Origin of the sequence: Bradyrhizobium commune, from assembly GCF_015624505.1 — a bacterium.
Taxonomy (GTDB): domain Bacteria; phylum Pseudomonadota; class Alphaproteobacteria; order Rhizobiales; family Xanthobacteraceae; genus Bradyrhizobium; species Bradyrhizobium commune.
The window spans coordinates 2,440,243-2,452,995 of sequence record NZ_CP061379.1; the positions used below are offsets into that span (position 1 = coordinate 2,440,243).

The 12,753-nt window shown below is 62.1% G+C and carries 7 protein-coding genes; 6 read left to right on the top strand and 1 reads right to left on the bottom strand.

Annotation, left to right across the window (positions count from 1 at the left end; all coding sequences use genetic code 11):
- Positions 1-5 precede the first annotated feature (5 nt).
- The 4 genes from IC761_RS11510 to IC761_RS11525 all read left to right on the top strand — a co-directional run bounded on the left by IC761_RS11510 (position 6) and on the right by IC761_RS11525 (position 4,510).
- The gene (locus tag IC761_RS11510; protein WP_195803354.1) at positions 6-548 is read left to right on the top strand and encodes a tripartite tricarboxylate transporter TctB family protein; all 543 of its coding nucleotides are present in this window, start codon (positions 6-8) and stop codon (positions 546-548) included.
- 11 nt (positions 549-559) lie between these two features.
- Entirely contained in the window at positions 560-2,077 is a 1,518-nt protein-coding gene (locus IC761_RS11515) for a tripartite tricarboxylate transporter permease (RefSeq protein WP_195803355.1), read from the top strand.
- Between the two features lie 298 nt (positions 2,078-2,375).
- Positions 2,376-3,275, top strand: coding sequence for a right-handed parallel beta-helix repeat-containing protein (locus IC761_RS11520; protein ID WP_195803356.1), 900 nt, complete (start codon positions 2,376-2,378; stop codon positions 3,273-3,275).
- Positions 3,276-3,640: 365 nt separating this feature from the next.
- A complete protein-coding gene (locus IC761_RS11525) occupies positions 3,641-4,510 on the top strand; it encodes an outer membrane protein (RefSeq protein ID WP_195803357.1) in 870 nt (289 codons plus the stop codon).
- Positions 4,511-4,600: 90 nt separating this feature from the next.
- Here the strand turns inward: IC761_RS11525 and IC761_RS11530 are convergent, their stop codons facing one another.
- The gene (locus IC761_RS11530; RefSeq protein WP_195803358.1) at positions 4,601-5,794 is read right to left on the bottom strand and encodes a CaiB/BaiF CoA transferase family protein; all 1,194 of its coding nucleotides are present in this window, start codon (positions 5,792-5,794) and stop codon (positions 4,601-4,603) included.
- A 388-nt stretch (positions 5,795-6,182) separates the two neighbouring features.
- Between IC761_RS11530 and IC761_RS11535 the strand changes: the two genes are divergently transcribed.
- On the top strand, positions 6,183-8,876 hold the full coding sequence (locus IC761_RS11535) for an NF038122 family metalloprotease (RefSeq protein ID WP_195803359.1): 2,694 nt from the start codon (positions 6,183-6,185) through the stop codon (positions 8,874-8,876).
- Positions 8,877-9,601: 725 nt separating this feature from the next.
- The gene (locus tag IC761_RS11540) at positions 9,602-12,664 is read left to right on the top strand and encodes a S8 family peptidase (RefSeq protein WP_246791491.1); all 3,063 of its coding nucleotides are present in this window, start codon (positions 9,602-9,604) and stop codon (positions 12,662-12,664) included.
- Positions 12,665-12,753 lie beyond the last annotated feature (89 nt).

A 12,753-nucleotide genomic window follows, 5' to 3' on the forward strand; every position in this document is an offset into this window, starting at 1 on the left:
AGAGCATGTCCCAAACCGATCCTGAAATCGTCGTCGACGATCCGACCGCGCCTGAAGACGACTCGCCCGCTGTGGCAAGCACCCGTGCGGTCGAAATCATCGTCTGCCTGCTGCTCCTCGCGCTCGCCGCAATCCTCGGCTACGACAATTGGCGCACCGGTGCCTCCTGGGATTCGACCGGGCCCGAGCCCGGCTATTTTCCGTTCTATCTCTCCATCATTCTCGGCGGCGGCAGCCTGTACGGTCTGGTCTCGGCGCTGGTCGGACGCCATGCTGCGTCCGAGACCTTCGTCACGCGCGCGCAGGCGCGTCGCGTGCTGGCGGTGTTCGTGCCGACGCTGCTGTTCTGCCTGGTGACGCAGTTCCTCGGCCTTTATGTCGCGAGCTTCCTCCTGATCGCAGGCTTCATGCGGCTGATCGGCAAGATCGCGCTGTGGAAGTCGCTGCTCACCGCCTTTCTCTTCACGGCGATCATGTTCGCGACCTTCGATATCGCCTTTGACGTCATCATGCCGAAGGGACCGCTCGAAGCGGCCTTTGGTTACTAGGCGGGCCTGCGATGGAAGCTTTCGGTCTGTTGCTGCACGGCTTCGCCGTCCTGCTCACGTGGAAGACGCTCGTGCTGATGATGGTCGGGCTGGTGCTTGGCATCTTCGTCGGCGTGCTCCCCGGCCTTGGCGGCCCCAACGGCGTTGCCATCCTCCTGCCGCTCACCTTCACGATGGATCCGACCTCGGCGATCGTGATGCTGTCCTGCATCTATTGGGGCGCGCTGTTCGGCGGCGCGATCACCTCGATCCTGTTCAACATTCCCGGTGAGGCCTGGTCGGTCGCGACCACCTTCGACGGCTATCCGATGGCGCAGCAGGGCAGGGCGGCAGAAGCGCTAACTGCGGCGTTCACCTCGTCCTTCATCGGCTCGCTGGTCGCGGTGCTCCTGATCACCTTCCTGGCTCCGATGATCTCGTCCTTTGCGTTAAAGTTCGGTCCGCCCGAGTTCTTCGCGGTCTATCTCCTGACGTTCTGCTCCTTCGTCGGCCTCGGCCGCGAGGCCAAGCACAAGACGGTCGTCTCGATGTCGCTCGGGCTCCTGCTCGCCGGAATCGGCATGGACACGGTATCGGGACAGCTGCGCATGACCTTCGGCTCGTCGGAGCTGTTGCGCGGCATCAACTTCCTCGTCGCCGTCATCGGCCTGTTCGGCATCAGCGAGATCCTGTTGACCATGGAGGAGCGGCTGGCGCTGCGCGGGCACGCGGCGAGCATCTCGCTGCGCGTCGTGCTCGACGTGTGGAAGGATCTGCCGAAATATTGGGTGACGCTGCTGCGCTCCTCCTTCGTCGGCTGCTGGCTCGGCATTACTCCGGGCGGCGCGATCGCGGCGTCCTTCATGGGCTACAACCTCGCCAAGCGCTTCGCCAAGGATCCCGAAAGCTTTGGCAAGGGCCGCATCGAGGGCGTGTTCGCGCCCGAGACTGCGGCGCATGCCTCCGGCACCTCGGCGCTGCTGCCGATGCTGGCGCTCGGCATTCCCGGCTCCGGCACCGCCGCGATCCTGCTCGGCGGCCTGATGGTGTGGGGACTCAATCCCGGACCGCTGCTTTTCGTCGAGCACAAGGATTTCGTCTGGGGCCTGATCGCCTCGATGTATCTCGGCAATGTCGTCGGCCTCGTGCTGGTGCTGACGACGGTGCCGATCTTTGCCTCGATCCTGCGCGTGCCGTTCGCGGCCGTAGCTCCGATGATCGTGGTGTCCTGTGCGATCGGCGCCTATGCGATTCAGAACGCGATGTTCGACATCTGGCTGATGCTAGGCTTCGGTGTCGTCGGTTACGTCTTCAAGAAGATCGGCATTGCGCTCGCGCCGTTCACGCTGGCGCTCGTGCTCGGGAACCGCGCCGAAGATGCCTTCCGGCTGTCGATGATCGGCTCCGGTGGCGACCTCAAAGTGTTCTGGTCGAACAGTCTTGTCGGTTCCATCACGACGCTGGCGATCTTGTTGTTGTTCTGGCCGTTGATCGACGGCGTGCTGAGCCGCGTCGGATCGTCGCAGCGGCGAAGCCGAGACGGTAGATGAAGCAGTCCGATTGTCGTTTGAAGCAGTGCCTTCGCCAGTCTCCTTCGGATTGAAGTCCAAGCGCGCTCACAAAGCAGCCCCATCGAACGATTCGACAATGACCCTGTCGTAAGGCGAGTGCGGCGGCTCATGGCGTTGTGAGCTAGATGACACGTAAAGTTGTAATCTTCTGGTATATAATGCGGCATCTCCGGCTCGTCGAAGCTGAGAGACCTTATTGTCATCAATTTTTTGATTGGAGCCGGAAATGAAGAGATTGCCGAGATTACTTGGTGTGTCTTTTGCGATCATTGGAGCGATGATCGCACTCTCCGTCCTCGCAAGTCCCGCCAGCGCTCAAGCAAGCCGCACTTGGGTGTCCGGTGTTGGCGATGACGTCAACCCGTGCAGCCGCACGGCGCCCTGCAAGACCTTCGCCGGCGCTATCTCGAAGACAGCGGTGAACGGTGAGATCAATTGCCTCGATCCCGGCGGCTTCGGCGCCGTGACCATCACGAAGTCAATCACGATCGACTGCCATGAGATCTTCGGTTCTATTCTCAGCGCCGGAACGAACGGCATCAACATCGCGTTCGATTCGTTCGGTGCGACCGACGTGCGCAAGACCGTGAACCTGCGCAACATCAACATCCAGGGATTTGACAGCGGCATCATCGGTATTCGCATCTTCGGCGCGGGTACCGGGACCTTCGCCAATATCGAGGATTGCCTGGTCAACGGCAATTTCGGCTCGACTGCGACGGGCATCGCCGATCAGCGCACCAACGGAACGCTTAACGTTGTGAACACGACGGTCCGCGATATGGGCGGTAGCGGCATTACGATCGCGAGTGCGGCGGGGGGTCTGATCAAGGCGACGCTCAGCAATGTGAGGGTGATCAACGCTGCCAGCGGCGTTGCGGTCGGTACCGGTGCGGCCGTTCATCTCTCCAACTCGCTCGTGTCAAGCAATTCGGTCGCCGGCATCTCTATTTCGGGCGGCGGCGTCAACGTTGACGACACCACAATTCCGTTCAACGCGATTGGCATCAAGCAGACCGGCGGAACGGTCAACCTGTCGAACAGCGACCTCTCGTTCAACAGCAGCGGTGTGTCTGGCACGGTCTTGTCATATTCGAACAATCGCTTCACCAGCAACGGCGCGGGCGGAACGATTACGGCAATCGGAACCACGTCCAATCCGACCGGGTTGCAGTAATCGCGGGAAGAGCTGCGGCTCGTCGGCCGTCATTCGCTTAAAGTGCAAAAGCCCCGGCTCGCCGGGGCTTTTGTCTGTTCCGGGCGAACGATCTGGCCGTCCCGATCACAACGCTCGCGATCGTGCTGTTGTTTTGGCCAGTCATCAACGGTTGGCTGGCCCGCGTCGGATGGACGCGGCGGGCCAAATCTGCGCCGTGCCAGGGCCAGGATAATATTGTTTGAAATCAGTCGGATAGACGGTTGGTGGTGAATCTCGTCCGGGCACCACCTCGACTCGATTGTTTCCAAATGTTGCTGCAGCGGCACAGCCTTTGGGCGGGTAGCAGCGTATATTTTAATCACGAAATCGTGGGGAGAGGTTCCATGAAGCGGATCGTGATTGGAATGGCAGCGGCGATGTCGCTGTTTGCGACGGGCGCAATGGCTGCCGACCTGGCAGCGAAGCCCTACGTCAAGGCGCCGGTCATGGTCGATCCGGTCTGGACCTGGACTGGCTTTTATATCGGCGGCAATGGCGGCTATAGCTGGGGCCGTTCGCGCACCGACGTCTCCTACTTCAACACGGCAACCGGGGCGGCCATCGCGCCACCCGCCGGCTCCAACACCAACGCCTCATTCGACATGAATGGCGGCATCGCGGGCGGTCAGATCGGTTACAACTGGCAGAGCACCAACTGGGTGTTCGGCATCGAGGGCGACGCGCAATGGTCGGACGAGAAGGGCCGCGCGACCTTCTCCTGCGTCGGCGTCGCGCCTGCCGGCGGGGCCTGCCTTCCCGGCCTGACATTCCTTCCGGCCGGCGGCCTCGCCGGCACCACGCTGACGATCGACCAGAAGCTCGAATGGTTCGGCACGGTCCGTGGCCGCGTCGGCATCCTGGCGACGCCGAAGGTGCTGTTCTACGGCACCGGAGGCTTGGCCTTCGGCGAGATCAAGACGACCGGCACCATGAATGGCTTCAACGCCGGCGGTGTTGCGCTGACCTCGGTCGGCTCGACCTCGACGACGCGGGCCGGCTGGACCGTGGGCGCGGGTGTCGAAGGCAAGATCACTCAGAACTGGAGCGCCAAGCTCGAATATCTCTACATGGATCTCGGCCGCTTCGGCTCCGGTCCGTTCACGCTCGCGCCGGGCTCCACGATCGGCACCAACGTCTCGTCCCGCTTCACCGACAACATCCTGCGCGCCGGCATCAACTATCAGTTCTACGGCCCCGTGGTCGCCAAGTACTGAGCAAGTCCTGAGATCAACAGAGGCGTTCAACAAGACGAAAAGCCCGGCGCATGCGCCGGGCTTTTTTGCTTGAGACGTTGCGCGCAGCGCTCACACCACCTTGGCGTCCCGGAGCTTCGCAATCTCGTCGGCGCCGAAGCCGAACTCCTTCAGCACCTCGTCGGTCTGCTCGCCGAATTCCGGCGGCCGCGCCACCATCCTGCTCGGGGTGCGCGACAGCGTGACGGGCTGGCCGACCAGGCGGATGTGGCGGTCCTCGTCGTTCGGCACATCCTGCGCGATGCCGAGATGCCTGACCTGCGCGTCCTCGAACATCTGGTCGATGGCGTAGATCGGCCCGCAGGGCACGCCGGCCTCGTTGAACTCGCGGACCCAGGTCTCGGTCGATTTGGTGACCGTGCGCTTCTCGATCTCGGCGTTGAGCGCGTCGCGGTTCCTGGAGCGGGCGGGGGCCGTCGCATAGTCGGGATGGCTGTAGAGCTCGGGCGCGCCGATCGCCTGCGCGCAGCGCTCCCAGATCCGACCGCCCGTGGTGGCGATGTTGATGTAACCGTCGGAGGTCTTGAAAACGCCGGTCGGGATGCTGGTCGGATGGTTGTTGCCAGCCTGTTTTGCCACTTCCTTTTCCATCAGCCAGCGTGCGGCCTGGAAGTCGAGCATGAAAATCTGCGCTTGCAACAAGGAGGTCTGCACCCATTGGCCTTTGCCGGAGACCTCGCGCTCGAGCAGCGCGGTAAGGATGCCCATGGCGCAGAACAGGCCCGCGGTAAGGTCGGCGACGGGAATGCCGACCCGCATCGGGCCTTCTCCCGGCGCGCCCGTGATCGACATCAGTCCACCCATGCCCTGCGCGATCTGATCGAAGCCCGGCCGCTTGTGATAGGGACCGTCCTGGCCGAAGCCGGAAATGCTGCCATAGACGATGCGTGGGTTGATCTCGGAGAGGCTCTCATAGTCGATGCCGAGCTTCTTCTTTACGTCGGGTCGGAAATTCTCGACCACGACGTCGGCCTTGGCGGCCAGACGCTTGAACACGGCCAGTCCGCGCTCATCCTTGAGGTTTAGCGTCATCGCCCGCTTGTTGCGGTGCAAATTCTGGAAGTCGGAGCCGCGCCGCGGCCCGCCCGGCTGTTCCCCGCCGGAATCCTCGGTCAGCGCGTCGATCTTGATCACGGTGGCCCCCCAATCCGCGAGCTGCCGCACGCAGGTCGGCCCGGACCGGACGCGGGTCAGGTCGAGCACGGTGAAGCGAGACAGGGCTTCCGAGGCGCGGGGGAATGGCATTTTTTGACAGGCTCCTGACGCAAGGGGCAGTATGCTGATGCTGTAATCGGGCAATTCTATCCGAAACTCAATGGTCTGGCGGCACACAAGCCTGATTGTTCGGGACGACGCCTTGCTGAAGCGAAGCTTCCGCTCGCGATCTGAGGCCTCCGCGGTTTACCGGTAGAGAGTTGGAATTGGGGGCTGGGTATGCGTGGCAGATCGATTGCGCGGCCGGTCGCGTCAATTTTGGACATCTGTTAACGGCAAATTAGCACGGAGGAACCAATACTTGGGCCGAATGCATGGTATTTGCCAGGACGTGCGCCGCGATTCGAGCCAGGCTACCGGAGCTGATGACCGAAGCCCAACCATGCCCGAAGGGCACATCCGAAGTCGGGACTGAGCGATGACATCCGCGTCTGGGCAGGACCAGGATCTACTCTCCGAAGATCCCATCTACACAGTCGTGGGCACCAGCATTCAAGGAAGCTATATTCCGGCCACCTCTGGAGGTTCGTCGGGCGGCTCGTCGTCAGGCTCCGTCATGTCGGTCACGTCCGGCGGCATCACGATCAATCTGATCCTCGATGCGGCTGCGCAGGCAGCACCGGCCAGTTTCAAGAACGGCCTGCAGCAGGCCGTCTCGATCCTCGCCGCGAACATCACCGACCATATCACCGTCAATATCAAGATTGACTATAGCGGCACCGGGGGCGGTGCCGCTGCCGGCCCCGACTACGGCTACTATGAATCCTACGCGTGGACCCACTCCGAGCTGGTTAATAATGCGACTGCAGGCGACACCACGTTCAACAGCTTGCCAGGCGGCTCCACGATCCAGGGGCAATCGAACGTCGCGGTCTGGAACGCGCAGCTCAAGCTCTGGGGTGTTATTGGTGCCAACGACACCACGACCGACGACGCCAGCGCGTATTTTTCCACCGACATCAATCCCAATCTGCTGGTCGGCGTCGCGCTGCACGAGCTGACCCATGCGTTGGGCCGCGTGCCCTATGGTTCGGCGCCTGACGTCTTCGATCTCTACCGCTTCACGAGCCCCGGCGTCCGCCTGTTCTCGGGCGGCTCGACGGCACCGGAGGCGTATTTCTCGCTCGATAACGGTGCGACCAAGATTGCCGACTACGGCCAGACGTCCGATCCGAGCGACTTCCTCAACAGCGGCGTTCAAGGGCCCAACGACCCCTTCAACGAATTCTACACCGGCGGCACCACTCAGACATTGTCATCGATCGATCTGAAGCAGCTTGACGCGCTCGGATTTCACCTCGCCATCAACAGTCCGGGCATGGCGGCCCAGCCCGATCTGTCCGAGTACGTGGCGGTGGACAAGACCACCGTTGCTGCCGGGAGCAGTTTGACGATCGACGCCTACAACATGAACCTTGGCGATGCGGTGGCAGGACCGTCCACAGCCAAAATCTATCTCTCTACAGACGCGACGATCACCACTTCGGATACGCTGCTCGCGACGGTATCGACCTCGACGACGCTCGCCACTGTCAGCCAGCCCGGCTACTACGATCATCAGACCATCATGGTCGCGCTTCCCGGCAATCTGGCGCCAGGCACCTACTACATCGGCGGCATTGCCGATTACAACAACCAGATCGGCGAGCGTGACGAGACCAACAATACCTACAATGTGGTGCAGATTACGATCACCGCGGGCCATCCTGACCTGTCCGAATACGTCGCCGTGGACAAGACGACCGTTGTCGCCGGGAGCAGTCTGACGATCGATGCCTACGACATGAATCTCGGCGACGGCGTGGACGCGACCTCGACCACTGCCGGAATCTACCTTTCGACCGACGCGACGATCACGACGTCGGACACGCTGCTCACGACATTGACGACGTCAGCGACACTGGCCGCGGTCAGTTTGTCCGGATACTATGACCATCAGGCGACGACCGTGACATTGCCGGGCAACCTTGCGCCGGGCACCTACTACATCGGCGGCATCGCCGACTACAACAATCACCTCACCGAGAGCAACGAGACCAACAACACCTACAACGTGGTGCAGGTGACGGTGACGGCACCAGCGCAGCCCGACCTGACCGAGTATGTGGCCGTGAATCACACGAGCGTCGCCGCTGGCGACAGCGTGACGATCGATGCCTACAACATGAACCTCGGCAGCGGGGTGGCTTCGTCCCCGAACACTGCGGGAATCTATCTCTCGACCGATGCGACGATCACCACGTCGGACACGCTGCTCACGACACTGACGACGTCGTCGACGCTCGCCACCGTGAGCCAGCCCGGCTATTACGACCATCAGACGGTCACTGTGGCGCTGCCGGGCAATCTGGCGCCCGGCACCTATTACATCGGCGGCATCGCCGACTACAACAACCACGTCACCGAGAGCAACGAAACCAACAATACCTATAATGTCGTGCAGGTGACGGTGGCGGCGCCAGCGCGGCCTGATCTGTCCGAATATGTCGCCGTGGACAGGACCACCGTTGCGGCCGGCTCCAGCCTCACGGTCGACGCCTACAACATGAATCTCGGCAACGCGGTGGCTTCGTCTCCGAACACCGCCGGAATCTATCTCTCGACCGATGCGACGATCACGACGTCGGACACGCTGCTTACGACACTAACGACGTCATCGACGTTGGCCACGGTGAGCCAGCCCGGCTATTACGACCACCAGACGGTCACGGTGACGCTGCCGGGCAACCTTGCGCCGGGCACCTACTACATCGGCGGTCTTGCCGACTACAACAACCAACTCGCCGAGAGCAACGAGACCAACAACGCCTACAACGTGGTTCAGGTCACCGTGACGGCGCCCGGCAGTTCGTCGACGCCGCAAGCCTCAGTGGCATCGTCGTCGACTGGCGCTGCATATTTTGGAAACCCCAACGTCCAGGACAATTTCGCGTTGGCCCAGGCGGGCGACGTGCAGCCTCTCGGCGTTGCGCTCGTGACGGATCACGCTTCACTCGCCACGACGGTCTCGCTCCAGGCCCAGGCGGGCAGTACGGACGTGGCCATCCATTTTGTGTTTGACCACTTGACGGACGTCGCGCAGCACTATTTCGGCGACTATCATCTGGTCTGATCGAAACACTGATCTCATTGCCTATCAACGTCCGGGGGGCTACCCAAGCGGGCGAAGGCATGCAATTCTCAGTTGTTTCGATCACGGCGGATTCAACCTCCCGTCGGCCGGCCCGTGCAGGAAGATTTTGAGCCATGACCAAGCGGATAAGTGATGAAGTCGTATTCATCTCTGGCCCGCGGGACTGGTCGGCCGATTTGTTCAACGCCGCGGCGGATGCAGCGTCCTTTCCGTGGGTTTGGGACGGTGCAACGAGCGTTGCTCACGCGCCTTCGGTCGCTTCGCCAGTGGTCCCGATTTCGGCTCCGATGGTCGAATCCCCCTTCGCACGGGATGGGACCAATAACGACCTCGCTGGGCAGGTCCACGAGGGAATTCCTGACGGAGATTTCTCCTTCCACTGGCCCGAAGCGGGCCAGGTCGCCTCTGACGGCGAGGCGACTGCGCCGACGGTCATTGCGACAGATGCAGCAATCCCGGTTCTGCTGGTCCCGTTGCATTCGGCTATCGGTCTCGTTGCTGCCCCGATGCCTGAAATGGTTGGGATCAGCCACGAGGATGGCGCCGTAGCACCAGCCTATGCGAATGCTCAGTTAGTCTTCGCCGGCGCCCAGGTGATCGTAGACAGTGCGCCTTCGGCTGCGACGTCGACAGGTCCCCAGGCGACATCATCAGACGCCATCACGAATGCCAGCATCGGGTCCCACGGCGCTACCGCTGCTCAGGTGCGGCAGTCCCTCAACGAGAGTGCATCGAACGCCGACGGTACTGGAATCAAGGTTGGCGTTCTCTCCGACAGTTTCAACGATCTGGGAGGCTATGCCAACGACCAGGCCAGCGGGACATTGCCCTCCGTTCAGGTGCTTGCCGATCTTTCGTCAGGCGGTACCGACGAGGGCCGCGCGATGTTGCAGATCGTGCACGATATCGCCCCCAACGCCAGCCTCGCGTTCTACACCGCCGATCAGGGCGAGCAGGCCTTCGCCAATGGCATCCTGGCGCTCGCGGCCGCCGGCTGCAAGGTGATCTGCGATGACGTGACCTATCTCGACGAGCCGTTCTTCGGTGGAGGCGTGATCGCGCAGGCGATTCAAACCGTCGAAGCGGAAGGCGTCACCTACATTACGTCCGCCGGCAACAATGCGAGCACGGCCTACCAGGCGGCCTGGACGCCTGTGTCGGGGTACTTCAACGGCTACTATTTCAGCGACGCCCAACTCTTCGGCAGCAGCGTTTTTCAGACCCTCACGATCACCGCGAGCGCGAGCGAGCCGGTCCCCTTGCTGCTGGAATGGGACAAGGCCTACGGACAGGCAAACTTCAATTCCGGGCAAGCGCCCGACATCGACATGTTTGTCTATCAAAATGGAAGCCTGATCGCCCAGGCGACCAACGCGACCGTCGGCGAGCCGAACAATCCATTTACGGGATACGAGTTCACCGCCTCGGGTACCTACCAGATCGTGATCGCCAACAATTTCGGACCGGATCCTCACCTGATCAAGGAAATCCTGTTCGGCAACGGCCTGCCCGAGACCATCAGTGGCGCCAACGCCGGTACCGTCATGGGGCACGCGCTGTCACCCTACGCCATCACCGTGGGCGCCGTCAGCACCGCCGCGACGCCGGCGTTCGGCTACAGTACGCCGGTCAGCGAAAGCTTTTCGTCGTCAGGCGCCGGCTCGGAACTGCTTTTCGACAGCAACGGCGCGGCGCTGCCGTCGCCCCAGTTCATAAGTCCGGTTGACGTCTCGAGCGTGGACAATATCGCCACGACGCTTTCCGGGGGGCTTGGCGACTTCTACGGCACCTCCGCCGCATCGGCGAGCCTGGCCGGTGTCGCCGCGGTGATCCTGGGAGCCAATCCGTCCCTGTCGCCTGCGCAGCTCGCGCAGATCATGGAGCAAACGGCGACATCGATGGCCAATCCGGCTGTCAGTGGTTCGGGGCTGGTGAACGTCGATGCGGCCGTGGCTGCAGCCGTCGCGCTGCTTCCGCCGGATCTCTCCGAATACGTGGCGGTGAACAAGACCACCGTTGCCGCCGGCGGCAGTCTGACGATCGATGCCTACAACATGAATCTCGGAAGCGGGTCGGACGCGACCTCGACCACTGCCGGAATCTATCTCTCGACCGACGCGACGATCACGACGTCGGACACTCTGCTCACGACGCTGACGACCACGTCGACGCTGGCCAGGGTCAGTCAACCCGGCTACTACGACCATCAGACGGTCACGGTGACATTGCCGGGCAACCTTGCACCGGGCACCTACTACATCGGCGGCATTGCCGACTACAACAACCAGCTCAGCGAGAGCAATGAGACCAACAACACCTATAATGTCGTGCAGGTCACGGTGACGGCGCCGGCGCTGCCCGACCTGTCCGAATATGTGGCTGTGAACAAGACCACCGTTGCGGCCGGCGACAGCGTGACGGTCGATGCCTACAACATGAACCTCGGCGGCGGGGTGGACGCGACCTCGACCACTGCCGGAATTTATCTCTCGACCGATGCGACGATCACCACGTCGGACACGTTGCTCACGACGCTGACGACGTCAGCAACCTTGGCCACCGTCAGCCAGCCCGGCTATTACGACCACCAGACGGTCACGGTGATGCTGCCGGGCAACCTTGCCCCCGGCACTTACTACATTGGCGGCATTGCCGATTACAACAATCACCTCACCGAGAGCAACGAGACCAACAACACCTACAACGTGGTGCAGGTGACGGTGACGGCGCCAGTGCTGCCCGACTTGTCCGAATACGTGGCCGTGAACAAGACCACCGTTGCGGCCGGCGACAGCGTGACGATCGATGCCTACAACATGAACCTCGGCAACGGGGTGGATGCGACCCCCACGACTGCCGGAATTTATCTCTCGACCGATGCGACGATCACCACGTCGGACACGCTGCTCACGACGCTGACGACGTCGTCGACGCTCGCTACTGTGAGCCAGCCCGGCTATTACGACCACCAGACGGTCACGGTGACGCTGCCGGGCAACCTGGCGCCTGGCACCTACTACATCGGTGGTCTTGCCGACTACAACAGCCACCTCACCGAGAGCAACGAGACCAACAACACCTACAACGTGGTGCAGGTGACGGTGACGGCGCCAGTGCTGCCCGACTTGTCCGAATACGTGGCTGTGAACAAGACCACCGTTGCGGCCGGCAACAGCGTGACGATCGATGCCTACAACATGAACCTCGGCAACGGGGTGGATGCGACCCCCACGACTGCCGGAATTTATCTCTCGACCGATGCGACGATCACCACGTCGGACACGCTGCTCACGACGCTGACGACGTCGTCGACGCTCGCTACTGTGAGCCAGCCCGGCTATTACGACCACCAGACGGTCACGGTGACGCTGCCGGGCAACCTTGCGCCCGGCACTTACTACATCGGCGGCATCGCCGATTATAACAACCACCTCGCCGAGAGCAGCGAGACCAACAACACCTATAATGTCGTGCAGATCACGGTGACGGCGGCGGGTAGCTCGTCGGTGGCGCAAGTGTCAGCCGCATCATCGTCGGGTGGCGCTGCGTATTTTGGACAGCCCAACGTTTACGACAATTTCGTGTTGGCCCAGGTCAGCAATGTGCAGTCCCTCGGCGGTACGTCCGAGGCGGATCACGTCTCGCTCACCACGACGGCCTTGCCCCAGGCCCCGGCGGCCACGACAGACGTGGCGGCCGCTCACTTCGTGTCTGACCACGTGACGGACGTCATGCAGCACTCTTCCAGCGACTTTCATCTGCTCTGATCGTGGCGTGGTCCAACCCGTCGCTATGGATTCTCCGATAGCCGTAGACTAGATTGGCCGCCTGTGCGGGGAGCGACGGGAATGGCGAG